The sequence below is a fragment of the Streptomyces sp. NBC_01481 genome (assembly GCF_026339995.1).
Classification (GTDB): Bacteria; Actinomycetota; Actinomycetes; order Streptomycetales; family Streptomycetaceae; genus Streptomyces.
The window spans coordinates 73,557-94,654 of record NZ_JAPEPT010000001.1; the positions used below are offsets into that span (position 1 = coordinate 73,557).

19 protein-coding genes are annotated in these 21,098 nt (G+C 69.5%); 7 read left to right on the forward strand and 12 right to left on the reverse strand.

Translation table 11 applies throughout. From position 1 onward, the window contains the following. The first annotated feature begins 12 nt into the window (after positions 1-12). Entirely contained in the window at positions 13-1,539 is a 1,527-nt protein-coding gene (locus tag OOK40_RS00440) for an MFS transporter (protein ID WP_266475600.1), read from the forward strand. Positions 1,540-1,633: 94 nt separating this feature from the next. On the opposite strand, the gene OOK40_RS00445 is transcribed toward OOK40_RS00440, so the two are convergent. Beyond that, on the reverse strand, positions 1,634-2,149 hold the full coding sequence (locus tag OOK40_RS00445) for a MarR family winged helix-turn-helix transcriptional regulator (protein WP_266475601.1): 516 nt from the start codon (positions 2,147-2,149) through the stop codon (positions 1,634-1,636). Between the two features lie 115 nt (positions 2,150-2,264). On the opposite strand from OOK40_RS00445, the gene OOK40_RS00450 reads away from it, so the two are divergent. Next, on the forward strand, positions 2,265-3,047 hold the full coding sequence (locus OOK40_RS00450; RefSeq protein ID WP_266475603.1) for a dioxygenase: 783 nt from the start codon (positions 2,265-2,267) through the stop codon (positions 3,045-3,047). A gap of 399 nt (positions 3,048-3,446) precedes the next feature. Continuing rightward, positions 3,447-4,445 carry an RNA polymerase sigma factor RpoD/SigA gene (locus OOK40_RS00460; protein WP_266475604.1) on the forward strand — a complete coding sequence of 333 codons (999 nt, stop codon included), beginning with the start codon at positions 3,447-3,449 and terminating at the stop codon, positions 4,443-4,445. An 81-nt stretch (positions 4,446-4,526) separates the two neighbouring features. On the opposite strand, the gene OOK40_RS00465 is transcribed toward OOK40_RS00460, so the two are convergent. Beyond that, positions 4,527-5,489, reverse strand: a complete 963-nt coding sequence (locus OOK40_RS00465) for a YafY family protein (protein WP_266475606.1) — start codon at positions 5,487-5,489, stop codon at positions 4,527-4,529. A gap of 62 nt (positions 5,490-5,551) precedes the next feature. Between OOK40_RS00465 and OOK40_RS00470 the strand changes: the two genes are divergently transcribed. Beyond that, positions 5,552-7,063 (forward strand): MFS transporter, encoded by a 1,512-nt coding sequence (locus OOK40_RS00470; RefSeq protein WP_266475607.1) that lies wholly within the window; start codon positions 5,552-5,554, stop codon positions 7,061-7,063. 170 nt (positions 7,064-7,233) lie between these two features. Beyond that, a complete protein-coding gene (locus tag OOK40_RS00475; protein WP_266475609.1) occupies positions 7,234-7,995 on the forward strand; it encodes a DeoR/GlpR family DNA-binding transcription regulator in 762 nt (253 codons plus the stop codon). Between the two features lie 24 nt (positions 7,996-8,019). On the opposite strand, the gene OOK40_RS00480 is transcribed toward OOK40_RS00475, so the two are convergent. The 3 genes from OOK40_RS00480 to OOK40_RS00490 all read right to left on the reverse strand — a co-directional run bounded on the left by OOK40_RS00480 (position 8,020) and on the right by OOK40_RS00490 (position 11,291). Further along, positions 8,020-8,793, reverse strand: a complete 774-nt coding sequence (locus OOK40_RS00480) for a DUF6227 family protein (protein ID WP_266475611.1) — start codon at positions 8,791-8,793, stop codon at positions 8,020-8,022. 144 nt (positions 8,794-8,937) lie between these two features. Continuing rightward, positions 8,938-10,017: a P1 family peptidase gene (locus OOK40_RS00485; RefSeq protein ID WP_266475612.1), complete on the reverse strand. Its 1,080-nt coding sequence runs from the start codon at positions 10,015-10,017 to the stop codon at positions 8,938-8,940. A 68-nt stretch (positions 10,018-10,085) separates the two neighbouring features. Next, positions 10,086-11,291 carry a low temperature requirement protein A gene (locus OOK40_RS00490; protein ID WP_266475613.1) on the reverse strand — a complete coding sequence of 402 codons (1,206 nt, stop codon included), beginning with the start codon at positions 11,289-11,291 and terminating at the stop codon, positions 10,086-10,088. A gap of 161 nt (positions 11,292-11,452) precedes the next feature. Between OOK40_RS00490 and OOK40_RS00495 the strand changes: the two genes are divergently transcribed. Continuing rightward, the gene (locus OOK40_RS00495; protein ID WP_266475615.1) at positions 11,453-11,656 is read left to right on the forward strand and encodes a hypothetical protein; all 204 of its coding nucleotides are present in this window, start codon (positions 11,453-11,455) and stop codon (positions 11,654-11,656) included. A gap of 7 nt (positions 11,657-11,663) precedes the next feature. Here the strand turns inward: OOK40_RS00495 and mscL are convergent, their stop codons facing one another. The 6 genes from mscL to OOK40_RS00525 form a co-directional block, all read right to left on the reverse strand. Further along, positions 11,664-12,131, reverse strand: a complete 468-nt coding sequence (gene mscL / locus OOK40_RS00500) for a large conductance mechanosensitive channel protein MscL (RefSeq protein ID WP_266475617.1) — start codon at positions 12,129-12,131, stop codon at positions 11,664-11,666. A gap of 84 nt (positions 12,132-12,215) precedes the next feature. Beyond that, positions 12,216-12,851, reverse strand: coding sequence for a hypothetical protein (locus tag OOK40_RS00505; RefSeq protein WP_266475618.1), 636 nt, complete (start codon positions 12,849-12,851; stop codon positions 12,216-12,218). Between the two features lie 128 nt (positions 12,852-12,979). Beyond that, on the reverse strand, positions 12,980-13,843 hold the full coding sequence (locus OOK40_RS00510) for an S-methyl-5'-thioadenosine phosphorylase (RefSeq protein ID WP_266475620.1): 864 nt from the start codon (positions 13,841-13,843) through the stop codon (positions 12,980-12,982). Between the two features lie 110 nt (positions 13,844-13,953). Continuing rightward, positions 13,954-14,295: an FmdB family zinc ribbon protein gene (locus OOK40_RS00515; RefSeq protein WP_266475621.1), complete on the reverse strand. Its 342-nt coding sequence runs from the start codon at positions 14,293-14,295 to the stop codon at positions 13,954-13,956. A 69-nt stretch (positions 14,296-14,364) separates the two neighbouring features. Next, positions 14,365-15,663, reverse strand: coding sequence for an MFS transporter (locus tag OOK40_RS00520; RefSeq protein WP_266475623.1), 1,299 nt, complete (start codon positions 15,661-15,663; stop codon positions 14,365-14,367). Between the two features lie 262 nt (positions 15,664-15,925). Further along, the gene (locus OOK40_RS00525; protein ID WP_266478673.1) at positions 15,926-17,437 is read right to left on the reverse strand and encodes a potassium/proton antiporter; all 1,512 of its coding nucleotides are present in this window, start codon (positions 17,435-17,437) and stop codon (positions 15,926-15,928) included. Positions 17,438-17,651: 214 nt separating this feature from the next. On the opposite strand from OOK40_RS00525, the gene OOK40_RS00530 reads away from it, so the two are divergent. Beyond that, entirely contained in the window at positions 17,652-20,393 is a 2,742-nt protein-coding gene (locus tag OOK40_RS00530) for a penicillin acylase family protein (protein WP_266475625.1), read from the forward strand. 3 nt (positions 20,394-20,396) lie between these two features. On the opposite strand, the gene OOK40_RS00535 is transcribed toward OOK40_RS00530, so the two are convergent. Further along, positions 20,397-21,014, reverse strand: coding sequence for a 5-formyltetrahydrofolate cyclo-ligase (locus OOK40_RS00535; RefSeq protein ID WP_266475626.1), 618 nt, complete (start codon positions 21,012-21,014; stop codon positions 20,397-20,399). Positions 21,015-21,098 lie beyond the last annotated feature (84 nt).

Here is a 21,098-nt window from a genome sequence, read left to right on the forward strand (position 1 = left end):
GTGGCTACAGCCATGTCAAAAACAGCCGCTATTCCCGATATATCGCTTCCGGACCCCAGCCGCTGGAAAGCCCTGGTGTTCATCGCCCTGGCCCAGCTGATGGTGGTGCTGGACGCGACGATTGTGAACATCGCGCTCCCGCACGCGCAGTTGGACCTCGGTATCTCGGACGGCAACAAGCAGTGGGTCATCACGGCCTATGCCCTGGCCTTCGGCGGACTGCTGCTCTTCGGCGGGCGCATCGCCGACCTGTGGGGCCGTAAGCGGACCTTCGTGGTCGGGCTGCTCGGCTTCGCGGCGGCATCCGCGCTCGGTGGCGCGGCCACCGGTGAGGCGATGATGTTCGGCTCCCGTGCGCTGCAGGGTGCCTTCGGCGCGCTGCTCGCTCCGGCCGCGCTCTCCCTGCTCGCGGTGATGTTCACCGACGCCAAGGAGCGCGCCAAGGCCTTCGGTATCTACGGTGCGATCGCCGGTGGCGGCGGCGCCGTCGGTCTGATCCTCGGTGGTGTGCTGACCGAGTACCTCAACTGGCGCTGGACGTTCTTCGTCAACATCCCGTTCGCGGTCATCGCCGCCGCGGGCGCGTACTTCGTCATCCGTGAGCCGGCAGGCACCCGCAACCGCTCCACCCTCGACATCCCCGGCGTCGTCCTGTCCACCCTGGGCCTGGTCACCCTCGTCTACGGCTTCACGCGCGCCGAGTCCGCCGGCTGGTCCGACGGCCTGACCGTGAGCATGTTCGTCGCATCCGCCGTGCTGCTCGCCGGGTTCGTCTTCACCGAGTCCAAGGTCAAGGCGCCGCTGCTGCCCCTGCGCGTCATCACCGAGCGCAACCGCGGCGGTGTCTACCTCTCGCTGGGCCTCGCGATCATCGCGATGTTCGGGCTCTTCCTCTTCCTGACCTTCTACCTGCAGATCGTGAAGGACTACTCGCCGGTCATGACCGGCTTCGCCTTCCTCCCGATGATCGCGGGCATGATCACAGGCTCCACGCAGATCGGTGCCCGGCTGATGACCCGGGTCGCGCCGCGGCTGCTGATGGGCCCGGGCTTCCTGGTCGCCGGTGCCGGCATGCTGATGCTCACGCAGCTGGAGGTCGGCTCCTCGTACGCCGGTCTGATCCTGCCCGCGCAGCTGCTGCTGGGTCTGGGCATGGGTACGGCCTTCATGCCGGCCATGTCCCTGGCCACGCACGGGGTGCGTCCGGAGGACGCCGGTGTCGCCTCCGCGATGGTGAACACCTCGCAGCAGGTCGGCGGCGCCATCGGTACGGCGCTGCTGAACACGATCGCGGCCTCGGCCACGACCGCGTACGTCGCCTCTCACGCGGCGGGTGCCACCAACCAGCAGCTGCTGCAGGCGCAGGCCATGGTGCACGGCTACTCGAACGCCATCTGGTGGGCGGTCGGCATTCTCGCGGCCGCCGCCGCGATCGCCTTCACGCTGATCAACACCGGGCGCCCGGGGGCCGGTTCGGTCACCGCGGCCTCGGGTGACGGTGTCGAGGACGAGATCAAGGTTCCCGTCGTCGCGCACTGAGGCGTGCTGAGAGGTCATTGAGCGGACAGGGCCCCGCCCGGGGTGAACCCGGGCGGGGCCCTTCGCGTGCCGTCGGTACCGATGCGCGTGCGGGTCAGCGCAGCCAGGGCAGGTCCGCGCCCGAGTCCTGCGGCTGGAGCCCTTCAGCCAGGATCCGCATGATCGCGCCCAGCTGTTCCACCTGCTCGGGCGTGAGCCGGTCGAACATGGCCTGCCGTACGGCCTCGACATGTCCGGGCGCGGTTTTCTGCAGGATCTTGAAGCCCTCGTCCGTCAGGACCGCGTTCTGCCCGCGCTTGTCGGAGGGGCAGTTCTCGCGGCGGACCCAGCCGTTCTTCTCCAGGCGCGCGATCGCGTGCGAGAGCCGGGAGCGGGTGATCTTGGCGTCGACGGCCAGTTCCGTCATCCGCATGCGGCGGCGCGGGGCCTGGGAGAGCTGGACGAGCAGGCCGTAGTAGATGTGCGGCATGCCCGCGTCGCGCTGCAGCTGGCGGTCGAGGTGGTCTTCGAAGAGGGTGGTGGCATGCAGATAGGCCCGCCAGACGCGCTGTTCGTCCTCGGTGAGCCAACGCGGTTCGAGGCCGCCCCCGCCCGTGGATGCCGTATTCATACATCCCACTCTACGACTACATTCTTGAAAGTTTAACTAACTGGAGTTACGGTGGGGCCAGCTTGAAAGTTCAAGTAGGCCGCACGAGGCCGGAAGCAATCCGGGAGCCGCTGTCATGAGTGCCACCCCAGCCGCGGAGCGCATGCCCGCCCTCTATCTCTCCCACGGCGCCCCGCCGCTCGCCGACGATGCCCTCTGGCCCGGCCAGCTCGCCTCCTGGTCCGCGTCGTTGCCGCGGCCCAGGGCGATCCTGATGGTCTCCGCCCACTGGGAGGAGGCTCCGCTCGCGCTCGGCGCGGTCGAGACCGTACCGCTGGTGTACGACTTCTGGGGCTTCCCCGAGCACTACTACCGGGTGCGTTATGCCGCGCCCGGCGCGCCCGAACTCGCCGATTCGGTACGGAAGTTGCTGCGCGGCGCCGGTACGCCGGTGCAGGACATCACGGACCGCGGGCTCGACCACGGCGTGTACGTCCCGCTGGTGGAGATGTTCCCGGACGCCGACATTCCTGTACTGCAGATCTCCATGCCCACGCTCGACCCGCAGAAGCTGATGGAGATCGGCCGCAGGCTCGCGCCGCTGCGGGACGAGGGCGTGCTGATCGTCGGCAGTGGATTCTTCACCCACAATCTGGCGGCCCTGCGCCAGGGCGGAATTCCCGGCTGGTCGGTGGAGTTCGACGACTGGGGGCAGCGGGCGCTCGCGGCGGCGGACGTGGACGCGCTGCTGGACTTCGAGAACAAGTCACCGGCCGGGCGGCTGGCCCACCCGCGGACGGAGCACTTCGCGCCACTGTTCGTCACCCTCGGGGCGTCCGAAGGTGAGCTCAAGAGCGGGCGGAGCGTGATCGACGGCTTCTGGATGGGCCTGGCGAAGCGGTCGGTCCAGTTCGGCTGAGGCCGGTCGGTCCCAGCTGCTCGTCGCGTATCCAAGAAGTAGGGCAGAACGGACATCCCGAGCAACCAAAACGCGGTGGGAGCCGTCTTCGGGGTAGGAGTGCAGCCATGGGCGGCGCTGATCGGTCATGAAGACGGACGTGTCGAATGTGACGGACGTCTCACGCAGGTAGTGGTTCTTGGGCTCTGTGAGGGCTTCGAGATCCGCCTCCGTGCCCGCCCTGACCTGCACCTCTGAGTGATCCTGCGGCACGCTTCCCCCCTCGTGGCGCGACAGGGTACTGCAAGATCACGAAAATCGATCCACGGCGTGGGAATTCTGTCCCGATTCCAGTCGTTGTTTCCATCGGATGCAGGGCACCCGGAAGGGTGTCGCGACCTACTCAGCAAGGGAGCTCGCATGGCAACCCGTGCCGTTGCCCGCCGTCAGTCCGACTCCAGTGGGACTGGCAGGGCAAGCAGCGTTCGCGCCGTGGGCGGGGAGATCGCCGACCGCGACCTGGTCGGCATGTACCTCGATGAGATCGCGCGTACGCCGCTGCTCGATGCCGCCAAGGAAGTCGAGCTGTCCCAGACCATCGAGGCGGGTGTGTACGCCCGGCAGATCCTCGACAAAGAGGTCGAGAGCGATGCGGGCGGTGCCACGCGCGAAGAGCTCGAGGCGCTGGTCACAGAGGGCGAGCGCGCCAAGGACGTCTTCATCCGCTCCAACCTCCGGCTCGTGGTGGCCGTGGCCAGGCGCTATCCGCGCAGCGGGCTGCCCCTCCTCGACCTGATCCAGGAGGGCAATGCCGGCCTGGTGCGCGCGGTCGAGAAGTTCGACTACGCCAAGGGCTTCAAGTTCTCCACGTACGCCACGTGGTGGATCCGCCAGGCGATCACCCGCTCCATAGCGGACCAGTCCCGGACCATCCGGCTCCCCGTCCACCTGGTGGAGGAGCTCGGACGCATCCGACGTGTCCAGCGCGAGTTCAACAGGGAAAAGGGCCGCGAGCCGGAGCCGGCCGAGGTCGCCAAGGAGCTCGGCTCGACGCCCGAGCGCGTCATCGATGTGCTCGACTGGGCACGCGACCCCGTCAGCCTGAACATGGCGGTGGACGACGCGGGCGAGACGCAGTTCGGCGATCTGCTCGAGGACACGTCGGCCATCTCGCCGGAGCAGTCGGTGCTGTCGCTGCTGCGCAGCGAGGGGCTGGAGGACCTGATCGGCAAGCTCGATCACCGTACGGCCTCGATCATCCGCATGCGGTACGGCATCGAGGACGGCCGGGAGCGCACGCTGACGGAGGTCGGCAAGCAGCACGGCCTGACGCGGGAGCGGATCCGGCAGATCGAGAAGCACGCGCTGCTGGAGCTGAAGCGGATGGCGCGGGACACGGGCTTCGACGCGGCGGCGTAAGCGCCCCGCGAATGGCCCCCTGAAGCGGACCCCAGTACCCTCCCCCCCGGTGCTGGGGTCCTTCCCTGTCCGGACCGACGGTCAGCGCGCCGTCGTGGCGCGGGTCAGGCGCGCGCCCAGGTCCGTCATGTACTCCGCGAGGCTCCTCGGGCCGTGGACCGTGAACTCGCAGTCCACCAGCGCCAGTCGGAGCGCCAGCCACTCCAGTGAGTCCGCCGCCCTCGTGCGCAGGCGGCAGGTCTCCTCGCCAGTCGCCACCGGTACGCCCAGGGTGTCCGGCAGACGCGCGGCGACGAACGACGCCGGAGCCTCGAAGCTCACGTCGATGTCGAGCTCCGGCTGCCGGGACATCGTGTGCCCCAGCAGTTCCGCGGCGCTGCCCGTCGGCAGCTCCCGCGGAACGAAGCGCGCCCCCGTGGCGAAGGCCTCCGAGACCCGGTCGACACGGAACGTACGCCAGTCCTCGCGCCCGAGGTCGTACGCGACGAGATACCACCGGCGGCCCGTCGACACGAGGCGATACGGCTCGGCCTGCCGTTTGGTCTGAGTCCCGTCGCCCGCGCGGTAGCCGAAGCGAAGGCGTTCACGCCCCGTCGCAGCGCCCGCGATGACCGTCAGCGTGTGCGGGTCGATGGTCGCGCCGTCGCCGCGGGTCAGCGGAATCGTCGCCGCCTGGAGGGTGGTGACCCGGTGGCGCAGCCGGGACGGCAGCACCTGTTCCAGTTTGGCGAGGGCCCGTACGGAGGCCTCCTCGATGCCTTCGATGGCATGGCCCGCGCCCGCCCGCAGGCCGACCGCGATCGCGACGGCCTCCTCGTCGTCGAGGAGCAGCGGCGGCATCGCGGCGCCTGCGACCAGGCGGTAGCCGCCGATCGCCCCCTTGGTCGCCTCGACCGGATAGCCGAGGTCGCGCAGCCGGTCGATGTCGCGCCGGATGGTGCGCGGGCTCACTTCGAGGCGCTCGGCCAGCTCGCTGCCCGGCCACTCGCGCGGAGTCTGGAGGAGGGAGAGCAGATTGAGGAGTCGTGCCGGAGTGTCCGTCATGTTTTCCAGGATGCCCGCCATCTAGGACATGGTCCGACCTATATCTACTCTACTTTCCTCCTATGAGTTCACAGTCCGCCGTACCGGATACGGCTTCAGACCGTCGTCGCTGGATCGCTCTCGCCATCGTCATGACCGCGGCCTTCATGGATCTGGTCGACGTCACCATCGTCAATATCGCGATCCCGAGCATGGAGCGGGACCTGGGCGCGTCGTTCGGCGCGATCCAGTGGATCACCGCCGGATACGCGCTCGCCTTCGCCGCCGGTCTGATCACGGGCGGACGACTCGGAGACATCTACGGCCGCAAGCGGCTCTTCCTGATCGGCATCACCGGCTTCACGCTCGCCTCCGCGCTCTGCGGCTTCGCGGCGGACGAGAACATGCTGGTCGCCTCCCGTCTGCTCCAGGGCGCGACGGCCGCGATGATGGTGCCTCAGGTGCTCGCGATCATCCATGTCACCTTCCCGGCGCACGAACGCGGCAAGGTCTTCGGAATGTTCGGCGCGGTCATCGGGCTCGGCGCGGTGTCCGGGCCGCTGCTCGGCGCGCTGCTGACTCAGTGGAACCTCTTCGGCCTCGAATGGCGGCCGATCTTCCTCATCAACCTGCCCGTCGGTATCGCGGGCGTCATCCTGGGCCGCAAGTACATCATCGAGTCCCGCGCCCCGAAGGCGCTCCGGCTCGACCTGGTCGGCGTCGCGCTGGCCACAACCGGACTGCTGATGCTGATCTATCCGCTGACGCGCGGCCGTGAGCTGGGCTGGCCGCTGTGGGGTCATCTGTGCATGGCCGGCAGCCTGCTCGTCTTCGCCGTCTTCGTGGCGTACGAGAAGAGGAAGACCCGCAAGGACGGTTCGCCGCTGGTCGAGCTGTCGCTGTTCAAGGTGAAGAGTTTCGCCGCGGGCATCGCCGTGCAACTCACGTTCGGCATCGCCTGCGGGATCTTCTTCCTGGTCTGGACGCTCTACATGCAGATAGGTCTCGGCTGGTCGCCGCTGCGGGCCGGGCTCACCGGGGTGCCGTTCTCCATCGCCGTGTCCACGGCGGCTGGGCTGTCCGTCCAGAAGCTGGTGCCGCGCTTCGGCCGCAAGGTCCTCCAGGCGGGCGCGCTGACGATGGCCACGGGTCTGGTCCTCTACATCTGGGAGGCCGGGCGGTACGGCACGGCGATCCACTCCTGGCAGATGGTGCTGCCCCTGGCGGTCATGGGTGCCGGGATGGGGCTGATCGTGGCGCCGCTGACGGACGCGGTCCTCTCGGACGTACCGCGCGAGCACTCGGGCTCGGCGTCCGGGCTGATCAACACGACGATGCAGATGGGCAACGCGCTCGGGCTCGGTCTGGTGTCGGTCGTCTTCTTCGGGTCGATCGACGACCGGATGGCGCCGAGTGCGGTCGGGAAGGCGTTCGGGGACGCGTTCCAGAACTCGCTGTGGTGGGTCGTGGCGGTGCTGGCCGTGATCTTCGTGGTGATGTTCGCGCTGCCGGCGCGGCCGAAGCAGCATGTGGAGGGAGCCGAGTCGGAGCTTCCGGAGGACTCCGCGGAGGCGGAGCCCGCGCTCGCTCACTGAGGCGGTCGAAGGACTCGGGTACCCGGATTACCCGGATACGGGCCCGGCCCGGGACGCGTGGATGCGTTCCGGGCCGGGCCCCGTTCCGTGCCGTATCTGTTCAGGCCGCGCAACGGACGTACTCTGCTGGCGAAACCACAGGTTCGGGCATGGAGCGGATGTAAACCCACATGTACGCACCGGAGCGCCAGCAGGAGATCCTGCGCCTGGCCCGCGACGGCGGCCGCGTCGACGTGCTTTCCCTCGCCAAGGAGTTCCAGGTCACCGCCGAGACCATCCGGCGTGACCTCGAGGCCCTGGACCGGGCCGGGCTCGTCAAGCGCGTGCACGGAGGCGCCATCCCGGCCGGGCGGCTCGACTTCGAACCCGCTCTCGCCGAGCGCGATTCCACCGCGGCGGACGAGCGGGACCGCATCGCACATGCGGCACTCGCCGAACTGCCCACCGGCGGCAGCGTGATCCTCGACGCTGGGTCCACCGTGGCCCGCCTCGCCGCGGCCCTCCCACTGGAGTGCTCGCTCACCGTCGTCACCCACGCCCTGCCCGTCGCGGTGCGCCTCGCCGACCATCCCGGCATCGACCTCCACCTGGTCGGCGGCCGGGTCAGGCACCGTACGCGCGCCGCCGTCGACGCGTGGGCGCTGCGGGCCTACCGAGAGATCCACGCGGACGTCGTCTTCCTCGGCACCGACGGCTTTTCTGTCGTCGGCGGACTCACCACACCCGACCTCTCCGAGGCCGCCGTCAGACGCGCGATCGTCTCGGCGGCCCGGCGTGTGGTGCTGCTCGCCGACTCGGCCAAGCACGGGCAGTCGCACTTCGCCCGCTTCGGTGACCTCACCGACGTCGACCTGCTCATCACCGACAGCGGGCTCAGCCCCGAGGACGCCGGGGCGATCGAGGCCGCTGGGACGGCCGTCGTACGCGTCTGAACCCGGCGCCGGACCGCGGCGAGGTCAGCGCACCCGCGCGCGCAGTTCCATCGCGTCGCGCGCGGTGCGCTCCGCGTCGTAGACCTCGCACATGTGGCGGCCGTCCGGCGTCGCCGTGTGCTCCACCTCCCACAGGCTCGTCTCGGTGCCGTCGAGGAGCAGGAACGCGTGCTCGTAGAGCGTGAAGCCCGCGTCCTTGCCCGCCACCTGGCACTGGCGGCCGAAGACCTGCGTGATGTGGTGGGCGAACGCCGCCCGCAGCAGGCTCGCGGTCTCCTCGCCCGGCCGGTCGGCGTTCTCCGCGCGGCGCAGCACGCGGCGGGCGTGGTCCGCGGAGTCCTCCGGGACGTACATCCTCGGGAGCGGGGTCGCGGGCGGCGCCATCAGGCTGGACAGGAGTTCCCAGTCCGCGTCCAGATCCACGTCGAGCCCCGCGTCCGCGCCGCCCGCACCGTCGCCCCCGTGCCCGGCGAAGCCCGGGAAACCGGCGGGCAGCCGCGAGGCGGCGAGACGGACCTCCGACTCCTCGTTGTACAGCTCGTGCTGCTCGGAGCCGTCGCGTCCGGTGTTGTGCACCAGCTCCCACAGCACGAGTGAGCTGCCGTCTCTGAGGAGATAGGCGTGCCGGTATGTCGCGCGGTGCAGCGCGGCGCTGTGGTGCGAGGAGTGCAGCGAACTGGCGTGCGCCAGCGCCGAATCGAGCCGTTCGACCGTCGAGTCGGGCAGGTCGAACGAGTTGAGCGCCCGCCCCAGGAGTCGCTCGAGGTGCGTCTCGGTTGTCTCGTACGGATCGTTCAAGATGGGTCTCCAGGCCGTCGCCGCAAGTCACTTGGTGGTTGCTAAACGTAGCCCCTGGGTCTGACAACGCGTCCGGGGTTCAGGAAAACGAAGGGGAACTGGGCGAAGTTCCCGCGCCTTTGGGCAACTGGCTTGTCCCCTACGTCAGTCGATGTCGTACAGGTCCCGGTACGAAGGGAAGACCCCGCCCGGACCCTCCACACCCCGGGCCGCGAGGACCGCGCGGACGATCGCCCGGGTCACCACGTCTGCGCCCGCTGCCAGTACCTCGTTGAGGGCGAGCGGACTGGCCTCGTCGAGCGGTACGGCGCCCGTGGCCAGGGCGAAGACCGTGTCCCCGTCGTTGAGGAGATGGACCGGGCGTACGGCGCGCGCGATGCCGTCGTGTGCCGTGCCCGCGAGCTTCTGCGCCTGCGCGCGGGTGAGAACGGCGTCAGTGGCGACCACGGCGAGGGTGGTGTTGAGCGGGGGAGGGGCATTCTGCTCGCGTGCCTCGGTGAGGCGGAGCTGGGCCGCCGCGTGCACGTCGGGGGAGGGATAGGCGACGCGGCCCGCGAAGTACGACCCGTACAGCGCACCCGTCAGCGGATCCACCGCCGAGCCGGCGGCGTTGGCCACGACCAGCGCGGCAACGGTGATCCCGGAGTCCAGGACCGCGCTCGCCGTGCCGACCCCGCCCTTGAACTGCCCGACCACGGCACCGGTGCCCGCGCCGACGCCACCCTCCTCGACCGGCGCGCCCTCGTCCGTACGGGCTGCCGCCTCGACAGCGGCCCGTCCCGTCGTGGCGTCCGGTCTGGCCCGCCAGTCGCCGCCGCGGCCCAGGTCGAACACGCATGCCGCGGGGACGACCGGCACCACCTGCGAGGGGTCGGGGCCGACGCGGACGCCGCGGCCGTGCTCCTCCAGCCACGCCATCACACCGGCGGCCGATTCGAGGCCGTACGCGCTGCCGCCGGTCAGGACGACCGCTTCGACGCGCTGGACGAGATTGCGCGGGTCGAGGGCGTCGGTCTCGCGGGTGCCGGGGCCGCCGCCCCGTACATCCACGGCGGCGATCGCGCCGCCCGCGGGGGCGAGGACGACGGTGGTGCCGCTGAGCGCGCGCTCGCCGGGCACGCGCGCGTGGCCGACGTGGAGCCCGGCCACATCCGTCAGCCCACCCGCCCGGCCGTTCGTCGGCCCGTCCGCCGGGCCGTCTGTCGGTGTGTCATGTGCTGCCATGAGAACCATGCGTACCACGGGACTTGGCGTGACGCCCGGGGGCGGGACGGTCCCGCCCGTGGCGTCGGTCACGCCGCGGCCGCCGTCCGGGCGGTGAGCGTGACGCCGACCGCGACCGCTGCCGCCGCCACGAAACCGGCTGCCAGGACTGCCCAGTCGCCCGCGAACGTACAGGCGAGGATCGCCGCCGCGGTGACGGGAAGGATCAGCTGCTGCGCGGCGCCCTCCTTGAAATAACGCGCGTGCAGGGCCCACACCAGCAGCATGAACACGGCGGACGGGACGGTGACGGCAGCCGACGCGGCGATGGTGGAGATATGCGCCGTGCCCACGGCCTGCTCGACCGCCACCTCGATGCCCGCGCCGATCGCCGCGGCCGACGCGAAGATCCCGTAGTGGCCGTAACCCCACAGGAATCCCTCCTTGCTGGAAGTGAGACGGTCATGGGCCGGAACGACGAAGTAGATCCACCAGGCGGCGAAGACGATGAGGAGTCCGCCCCCGGCGATCGGCAGCAGATCGCCCAGCGCCTCGTTCTCGTCGACGCCGGACTTCACTGCGACGGTGGCCGCGGCGATCGTCTCGCCGAGCACGATGATGGTGAACAGGCCGTAGCGCTCGGCGATGTGGTGCGGGTGCCAATTGGTGTGGAAGTCCTTCTCCGCGTACGCCGGTACGCACATCTCGGCGATCGCCATCACCAGGAAGATCCAGCCCCGGGCCGACTCGGGCGCGAACAGCAGGGCGCTCCAGCCGATCTGGCAGAGGATCACGCCGCCCGCGTACCGCAGTGCCATGGTCCGCTCGGCGCCTGAAGCGGACCGCGCGGCCCTCAGCCACTGCGAGGTCAGCGCGATGCGCATCACGATGTAGCCCAGCCAGACGACCAGGAAGTCATGGTCCTCGAAGGCGCGCGTGACTCCGGCGGAGAGGATCAGGACTCCGGCGATCTGTACGAGGGTGACCACACGGTAGAGGGCGTCGTCGTTGTCGTACGCCGACGAGAACCAGGTGAAGTTCATCCACGCCCACCAGACGGCGAAGAACACCATCACGTAACTGAAAACGCCGTCCCCCACGTGGTCCTCGGCGAGGGCATGCACCAGCTGCACACCGGCCTGGGCGATCGCGACGACGAAACAGAGGTCGAAGAACAGCTCAAGAGGCGTGGCGGCCCGGTGTTCCTCGTCACGCCGCCTGGCGACGAGCGGCCGCAGGGGGCTCGACGGGTTCGACGACGTCGGTGGCCGGTCGGCGCCGGGCGTGTGAGTCATGCGCCAAGCACAGCAGAGGGTGAGCGAGGGACCCCGGAGACGCGCGAAGAACCGGGACGGGCCGGGCGGAAGCGCCAGGGCGCTTCGCCCACGCTCGGGCGGGACCGCCGGATCGCCTCGACCGCGCCGACGGACCTCGCCCGCCGCCGTACCCTGGACGTATGAGCACCGCCCCCGCCCCCGGACCGCGTGATGCGGAGCAGCCGCGGCAGCAGTCCCCACGACCGCAACTGATCTTCGACGATCCACTGGACCAGCAATCCTCGGACGATACGGACCGGGGGTGGGGCGAGCGGCCTCTCGCGGGCGGCGACAGTGCGGCCGATCTGGCGCGCTTCCTCGACGAGAAGCCGCCCCACCACTGAGCTTTCGCTACTGCTGGTCGTGCCCTGAACCCCGCTGGGCCACAACGGCGTCCCGGATCTCCTTCAGAACTTCGAGCTCGGTCAGCTCGACCACTTCCTTCGCGCCTTCCTTGGCCGCGTCCCGGGCGGCCCGCCTGGCCAGGTACTTCGACATGGGCAGCACCATCAGGAAGTAGACGACGGCCGCTGTGATCACGAAGGTCAGCGTGGCGCTGAGCACCGAGCCCCACAGGATCTTGATGCCGTCGACCTCGCCGTTCACCACCTTGCAGGTGCCCTTCAGGCAGTAGGTGTACGCATCCAGCTCCTGCGTGCCGAACGCTCCGACCACCGGGTTGATCACGCCCTTCACCACAGAATTCACGATCTGGGTGAACGCCGCGCCGATGACGACGGCGACGGCCAGGTCGATCACATTGCCGCGCATCAGGAAGGCTTTGAAGCCCTCCAGGACGCTGACCTTCTTCTCGCTCACCGCTGAGCCTCTCTACGCACGTGCAGGTCATGGAGCCAAACTCTCCGCAACCTACGGCACGACGTGACCGCGCTGTCCGACAGGTCAGCACACCGTCACCGCCAGCCTCGACGTCGTGCTCGCGCCCGCCAGCGCAGCCGCGGTGGCGCGTGGAACGGTCAGCACCACCAGCGCGCCGCCATCCCCGACAGCCTCCGAAGGCCGGGGAACGTCGGTCACCCGGGCCCCCGATGCCACCACCCGCGCCTCAGATGCTTCACCCGCAGGGGAGTTGGCGGCGGCGATCACATCGACCCGGTCTCCCGGGCGCAGCAGACGCACGGTCGCCGCATCGGCGATACGCACCGGAGCCGACACCATCTCGGCGGCGGGCCGCGGTTCACGATGAGCGGCCGCCGGCGCACCGGCCCCCGGACTGTCCGGCTTGTCCGGCCCCAGAGCGTCCGCACCACGCGCGCCCGAAGCGGCGAGTGCGGCCGCCGTCATGGCGAGCCCGGCCGCCAGCGCACGCCGTCGCCGCCGCATCGCCCGCCGCAGCCGGTGGGCTCCACCGCGCACCCGCAGCGGCGCGAACGGCGGCACACCGACAGGCTCCGGAGCCGAGGAAGGCGGGAGACCCGAAGAAGGCGGGAGACCCGAAGAAGGCGGGAGACCCGAAGAAGGGGCCGAAGAAGGGGGAAGGGACGACGGAGGAACTGACGCGGGAGGAAGAAACGACATGACACGCACCGCCTGCAGTGAGAAGGGAGTTGGACCGACCGCTCCTCACGATCCACCGTCCGCCCGCATCCCGCAGGCGCCTGTGGACAACCCCGGCGCTGTGGACAACTCCCTCACCCGCGCGTGGTCTACGGCAGCTGTATCCCCGGATCGAGGCCGTCCAGCGCCCGCATGCACTCACAGTTCCGCTCCCCGTCAACCGGCAGCCCCGCCACCGCGTCGAACAGCACCGTCCGCAGCCGCTCCACATTGGCGGCGAAGACCTTCAGCACCTCCCCGTGGGAGACGCCCTCGCCCGACTCGGCTCCCGCGTCCAGGTCCGTCACCAGGGTCATCGACGTGTAGCAGAGCGCCAGTTCACGGGCGAGCACCGCCTCCGGGTGTCCGGTCATGCCGACCACCGACCAGCCCATCGACCGGTACCACAGCGACTCGGCCCGGGTGGAGAAGCGCGGCCCCTCGACCACCACCAGCGCCCCGCCGTCCACCGGCTCCCAGTCCTGCCCGCGCGCCGCCGCCAGCGCGGCCTTGCGCCCCTCGGGGCAGTACGGGTCGGCCGTCGACACATGCACCACGTTGGGCATGGACCCGTCCGGCAGCGGATAGCCGTCGTAGAAGGTCTGCACGCGCGCCTGCGTACGGTCCACGAACTGGTCCGGTACGAGCAGCGTCCCCGGCCCGTACTCCGGCCGCAGTCCGCCCACCGCGCACGGCCCGAGCACCTGTCGTACGCCGACCGAGCGCAGCGCCCACAGGTTGGCGCGGTAGTTGATGCGGTTCGGCGGCAGATGGTGGCCGCGTCCGTGCCGGGGAAGGAAGACGACCTTCCGCCCCGCGATCTCGCCGAAGAACAAGGAGTCGCTCGGGCTGCCGTACGGAGTGTCCACCTGGACCTCCGTCACGTCCTCCAGGAAGGAGTAGAACCCCGAGCCGCCAATGACACCGATCTCCGCGGAAGGGGTGCCGGAGAGTTCGCTCGCGTTGGTCGCCATGGCCGCCACATTATCCGTACGCGAAAACGCAGGGGGCGCCGCCCGGGGAAGCCGCCGTACACGCCGAGGACCCCGCCGTACACAACGGCAGGGTCCTGGGAAAGCGGGCGTCAGGCGGCGGAGCTGCCGCTGGTGCTCGACGAGGAAGAGGCGGAGCCCGAGGACGAGCCGGAGCCGTTCGTCGACGGGGAAGCCGCGGGCTTCGCGTCGGACGACTTCGCACCCGTGGAAGGCGTCGACGCGCCCGACGACGCGGGCGAGCTGCTCGACGACGAGCCACGGCTGTCGTTGCGGTAGAAGCCGGATCCCTTGAAGACAATGCCGACTGCCGAGAACACCTTCTTCAGGCGTCCCTCGCAGTTGGGGCATACGGTCAGGGCATCATCGGTGAACTTCTGCACCGCCTCGAGGCCCTCGCCGCATTCGGTGCACTGGTACTGGTAGGTCGGCACTGTGTCTTCCTCCTGGCACTCTCACTCAATGAGTGCTAACGACGGTCCATAGTGACGTATTCCGCTGGATCAGTCCACCGTCACCGGCACTCGGTGACCCATCCCACGCGCCGCGATCCGCCCGGGGGCCCTCGGTGAGAGCCGCGAGCGAAGGGCCAGGAGGGTGACCAGAGCCAGTGCGGTGCCCACCAGCGGGACCACGAATGCGGCGCTTGCGCCGTGCTCGTCGGCCAGCCGTCCGGCCACCGTCACGGCCGCCGCCTGACCGAGCGCGACGGCGCCCGTCAGCCAGGTGAAGGCCTCCGTACGGGCCGATGCGGGCACCAGCGACTCGACCAGGGTGTAGCCGCCGATCAGGGCCGGAGCGATGCAGAGGCCGACCAGCAGCCCGAGCCCTGCCAGCAGTGCCACGGAGTGCACGGCCCACAGCGCGGATGCGGCCAGCGTCAGCCCGGCGTAACCGAGCACCATCCGGCGCCGCGGCCCGCTCTTCCAGGCGATCGCGCCGCAGGCGATGCCCGCGAGCATGTTGCCGGCCGCGAAGATCCCGTAGAGCAGACCGTTGGCCCCGGGGTTGCCGATCTCCTCGGAGAAGGCGGTCAGTGCGACCTGCATTCCGCCGAAGACCGAGCCGATGCCGAGGAAGGCCACGGCCAGGACGCGTACGCCGGGGATGGACAGGGCGGACGCGTGCTCCACGCGCGCGTGCCCCGCGGCACGGCTCGGCTGGGGCTGCGTACGGCTCTGGGCCGCGAAGAACAGACCGCCGGTGAGCGTCAGCATCGCCTCCGCGATCAGTCCGCCGGCCGGGTGCACACCCGTGCTGAGCGCGGTCGCCAGCACCGGTCCGACGACGAAGGTGAACTCGTCCGTCACGGACTCGAAGGCGGCCGCGGTCGTCATCAGCGGCGAGCCTCCCCCAGAGCCTTCGGCCTGGGAGGTACCCCCACCAAGCTTGGCGGCCCAGCGGGCCCGCACCATCGGGCCGATCTGGGGTACGGAGGCACCCGTCGGAACAGCCGCCGCGAACAGGGCCCACAGGGGAGCGCCCGACAGCGCGAGCGCGGTGAGCGCGGAGACGGAAGCGGTGTGCAGCAGGACGCCGGGCACCAGGACCGCCCGCTGCCCGAAGCGGTCCGCGAGCTTGCCGCTCTGCGGTGCGAACAGCGCCATGGAGACGCCGGTGACGGCGGCCACCACGCCGGCGCTGCTGTACGAGCCGGTGGTGTGCTGCACCAGCAGGACGATGCCGATGGTCAGCATCGCGAAGGGCTGGCGCGCCAGAAAGCCGGGGAGCAGGAATGTCCAGGCGCCGGGGGTGCGCAGAAGCTGCCCGTATCCAGGACGGTTCTTGACCGTGGATGCCACGGTCCGTGCCTTTCTGCCGCCTGGTAGCGCTCCTGAAGTACGCGTCGTACTTGTGGTACGAGACGCACCCGAGCCGCCGAGAGCTGTCCTCTTGCGCTGAACTGCGGTAGATACCGGGGCCGCTGCGAGGGCTCCGCGGCCGCCATACGGTCGCGCCAGCTCTGCGTCAGGCAGAGTTGGTCGATCAGTGTGCCTTCATCGTACAGGGGATCTCGGGATCGTTCCTGGGAAATGGCTCACATTCTCGAAGGTCCGCCTGCGATTAACCGGGTCTTCCCTCGGTGTTTCCTCCCGTCCCCAGCCAGTCGGCCAGCTTTCCGCCCTGTCCGACCGCCCGCAGCCGCCGCTCGGCCGCGTCCCGTACCGGATCGGTCGCCACCACCAGTAGCTCGTCGCCCCGCCGCAGCACAGTGGACGGCAGCGGTACGAAGCTCTTCCCGTCGCGTACGACCAGGGTGACCGCCGCCCCGGCGGGCAGCCGCAGCTCCGCGACCTCCACGCCGTGCATGCGCGACTCCTCCGGGATCGCCACCGACAGCAGATGCCCGCGCAGCCGCTCCAGGGGAGCGGACTCGATGCCCAGGTCGGAGGCGTCGTCCGAGCGGCCGAGGCCCAGCGCCTGCGCCAGCCACGGCAGCGTCGGTCCCTGGACCAGGGTGTAGACGACGACCAGGACGAAGACGATGTTGAAGATCCGGTCGCTGCCCTCGATGCCGGCCACCGTCGGGATGGTCGCGAGAATAATCGGCACGGCTCCGCGCAGCCCCGCCCAGGACATCAGGACCTGCTCGCGCCATGGAATACGGAAGGGCAGCAGGCTGACGAAGACCTCCAGCGGTCGAGCGACCATGGTCAGCACGAGGCCCACGACCACCGCGGTCCAGAAGTCCTCGGTCAGCTCGTGCGGGGTCACCAGCAGGCCGAGCAGGACGAACATGCCGATCTGGGCGATCCAGCCGAGGCCCTCCGCGAAGCCACGGTTCGCGGGCGCGTGCGGCAGCCGGGAGTTCCCGAGCACCACGGCGGCGAGATAGACGGCGAGGAAGCCACTGCCGTGTGCCATGGCGCCGGCGGCGTACGCCACCACCGCGATCGCCATCACGGCGATCGGGTAGAGACCCGACGCGGGCAGCGCCACATGCCGCAGCCCGAAGGCGCCCAGCCAGCCCGCCGCGAGTCCGATGCTCGCGCCGATCGCCAGCTCCAGCGCGATCTTGCCGACCAGGACGTACCAGTCGTCGATCGGTCCGGCCGTGGAGAAGGCCACCACCAGGATGACCACAGGGGCGTCGTTGAAGCCCGACTCGGCCTCCAGCACACCGGTCACCCGGGACGGCAGCGGCACCCTGCGCAGTACGGAGAAGACCGCCGCGGCATCAGTCGATGACACGACCGCACCGATGATCAGCGCCTGCCGCCAGTCGAGCCCGACCAGATAGTGCGCTCCCGCGGCCGTGACGCCCACGCTCACCGCGACGCCGACGGTCGACAGCACGACCGCCGCGGGCAACGCGGGTTTGATCTCCTTCCACTTGGTGCCCAGGCCACCCTCGGCCAGGATCACCACAAGCGCGGCATAGCCGATCACCTGCGTCAGTCGGGCGTCGTCGAACTTGACGTCGAAGATGCCGTCCTGCCCGATGGCGATCCCGATCCCGAGATACAGGAGCAGGCTGGGGAGCCCGCTGCGGGAGGAGATGCGGACCGCCGCCACGGCGATGAGCAGGACCAGCGAGCAGATGAGCAGGAGTTCGTTGAGCTGGTGGACAGTCAGTGGCCGATCCTTCCCCTCGCGCGTACATGCCGGATCGTTCCACCGGCCGGCGACACTTCGTTACCTTACCTAATCTTTAACGTTTCCTTTACTTGGGAGATCGTTTGTTCGGGGGCCGGGTGCTGCCTTTCGGATACCGCGTCCGGGCCCGTCGGACGCTGCGCCTATGGTTGCTCCAGCACTCCAGGACCAGACTGCGCCTCGAAGGACAGCGATGCCCGCCAACACAACCGCCTCTTCCCCCAAGAAGAAGAAGGGGCGACGCGCCCGCCTGCTCGTGATCGTCCTGGTGCTGGCGCTTGTCGCGGGTGTCGGATACGGCACGTGGTGGAGCATCACTACGGTGCGCGCCTCGTTCCCGCAGACCACCGGGACCATCAAGCTCGAAGGCCTCAAGGGTCAGGTCGAGGTCAAGCGCGACGACTACGGAATCCCGCAGATCTACGCGGACAGTGACGAAGACCTGTTCCGCGCCCAGGGGTTCGTCCAGGCGCAGGACCGCTTCTGGGAGATGGACGTACGCCGTCATATGACGGCCGGCCGGCTCTCCGAGATGTTCGGTTCCGGTCAGGTCGAGACCGATTCCTTTCTCCGCACGCTGGGCTGGCGCCGGGTGGCACAGCAGGAGTACGACACCAAGCTCTCGCAGGCCACCAAGAAGTACCTCCAGGCGTACGCGGACGGCGTCAACGCCTATCTCAAGGGTCGCGAGGGCAGGGACCTTTCCGTCGAGTACGCCGCGCTCGAGTTCGAGAACGACTACAAGCCCGAGAAGTGGACGCCCGTCGACTCGGTGGCCTGGCTCAAGGCGATGGCCTGGGACCTGCGCGGCAACATGCAGGAGGAGATCGACCGCTCCCTGCTGACCAGCAGGCTGAGCGAGAAGCAGATCAAGGATCTGTATCCGGCCTATCCGTACGACAGGAACAAGCCGATCGTCGCCGAGGGCGGGGTCAATCCGGCCACCGGCAAGTTCGACCCGGACGCCAAGCCGTCGGACAATTCCGGCAACAGCGGCGGCAACCGTGGCGGCAACAGCGCGCAGGGCGCCGCGCAGGGCCTCAACTCGCAGCTGGCCGCGCTCTCCGAGACCCTGGACACGATCCCGGCCCTGCTGGGTCCCAGCGGCAACGGCATCGGCTCCAACTCCTGGGTCGTCTCCGGCCGGTACACGACGACCAACAAGCCGATGCTGGCCAACGACCCGCACCTCGCGCCGCAGCTGCCCTCCCTCTGGTACCAGATGGGCCTGCACTGCCGCAGCGTCTCGGCCTCCTGCCAGTACGACGTCGCCGGCTACACCTTCTCCGGCATGCCGGGCGTGATCATCGGTCACAACCAGGACATCGCCTGGGGCTTCACCAACCTCGGCGCGGACGTCACCGACCTCTACCTGGAGAAGCTCAGCGGCTACAGCTACCAGGTGGGCAGCGAGGAGAGGCGGCTGACGACCCGCGAGGAGGTCATCAAGGTCGCGGGCGGCTCCGACAGGAAGATCACGGTCCGCTCCACCGAGCACGGCCCGCTGGTCTCCGACCGCAGCGACGAGCTGGAGAAGGTCGGCCAGAAGGCCCCCGTCTCCAACTCCGCCCCGGACCGCGGTGCCGGCTACGGGGTTGCGCTGCAGTGGACCGCCCTGCAGGCCGGCAAGTCCATGGACGCCGTCTTCGCGCTCAACCGCGCCAAGGACTTCGCCACCTTCCGCGCGGCGGCCAAGAACTTCGAGGTCCCCTCGCAGAACCTCGTCTACGCCGACACCAAGGGCCATATCGGCTACCAGGCACCCGGCAAGATCCCGGTGCGTGCGGAGGGCGACGGCACGACGCCGGCGCCCGGCTGGAACCCCAAGTACAAGTGGAAGGGCTACATCCCCTTCGACGAGCTGCCGTACGAACTGGACCCGGAGCGCGGCTACATCGTCACCGCCAACCAAGCCGTGACCGACGCCAAGAAGTATCCGCATCTGATCACCAAGGACTACGGCTACGGCACCCGCAGCCAGCGGATCAACGACCTCATCGAGTTGAAGATCCAGGGCGGCGGGAAGATCTCGACCGAAGACATGCGCACCATGCAGATGGACAACAGCAGCGAGATCGCCAAGCTGCTGACCCCCTACCTGCTGAAGATCGACATCTCGGACCCGTACGTCCGTGAGGCGCAAAAGCTGCTGGAGGGCTGGCGCTACACCCAGGAGCCGGACTCCGGTGCCGCCGCCTACTTCAACGTGGTCTGGCGCAATGTCCTCAAGCTCGCCTTCGGCAACAAGCTGCCCAAGGAGCTGCGGGTCGAGGACGAGTGCCTCAATGTCCGCCCCGCCGACAGCACGGCCCCGGACGACGAGCTCACCAAGCGGGTGCGCGAGTGCGGCCAGCGCGACACCGATTCGGCGCAGCCGGACGGCGGCGACCGCTGGTTCGAGGTCGTACGCAGGATCCTCAAGGACGAGAAGAACGAGTGGTGGCAGTCCCCGGCCAGCCGTACGGACGCCGCCACCGTCACCCGTGACCAGCTGCTGGCCCGGGCCATGGAGGACGCCCGCTGGGAGCTGACGGCCAAGCTCGGCAAGGACGCCACCAGCTGGAGCTGGGGCAGGCTGCACCAGTTGACGCTGAAGAACCAGACGCTCGGCACCGAGGGGCCCGGCTTCCTGCAGTTCGTGCTCAACCGCGGCCCGTGGAACCTGGGCGGCGGCGAGGCGGCCGCCAACGCCACCGGCTGGAACGCGGCGGGCGACTACAGCGTGATCTGGGCGCCCTCGATGCGGATGGTCGTCAACGTCGGCGACTGGGACAAGTCCCGCTGGATCAATCTGACCGGCGCTTCAGGACACGCGTACAGCGCGCACTACATCGACCAGACCGACAAGTGGGCCGACGGCGAGCTCCTCGACTGGGCCTACGGCAAGCAGGCGGTCCAGGCCAGGACCGTCGACACCCTCAAGCTCACTCCCTGACGCTCACCGACCGGGGCGCCTGACGTCACGGTCCTTGAAGCGGATGACGGCCTCGGGTGTGACCACCGCGTGCACGGGGTGGTCGTGCGGCTCCTCAGGGACCCGTGCGACCACCTCGTTCGCGTACAGCAGCACCACCAGCGCCGGGTCGGCACCGGCGGCCGAGAGGCGGCCGAGGACCCGGTCGTACGAGCCGCCGCCGCGGCCGAGCCGCATACCGCGGGCGTCCACCGCGAGCCCGGGAAGGAGCACGGCATCCGCGTCGAGCACGGCGTCCACGCCGAGCCGCTCCCCGTCCGGCTCCAGCAGTCCGCGCCCCGCGCGCACCAGATGCTCCGCGCCCTCGTACACTCCCCAGTCCAGATCGTTGTCCGCCCTGAGGACCGGGAGCAGGACGCGTACGCCCCGCGCGCGCAGCGCGTCGAGCAGCGTGCGCGTTCCGGGCTCGCGCCCGACGGAGACATATGCGGCGACGGTGTGTGCTTCGGTCAATTCCGGGAGATCCAGGGCCAGTCGCGCGAGAACCGCGGCGGCCCGCTCGACGTCCTCACTGGACAGAAGGCTCCGGGCGTCCAGGAGTTCACGCCTTACCGCACTCTTTCCGGACAAGTCACCGCTCATCGGTACTTCACAAACCTCTCGTATACGCCTTTATGAGAAGGAAGTTAACCGGAGGCTCATCTTCAGCCCATAGTCACCGGATAG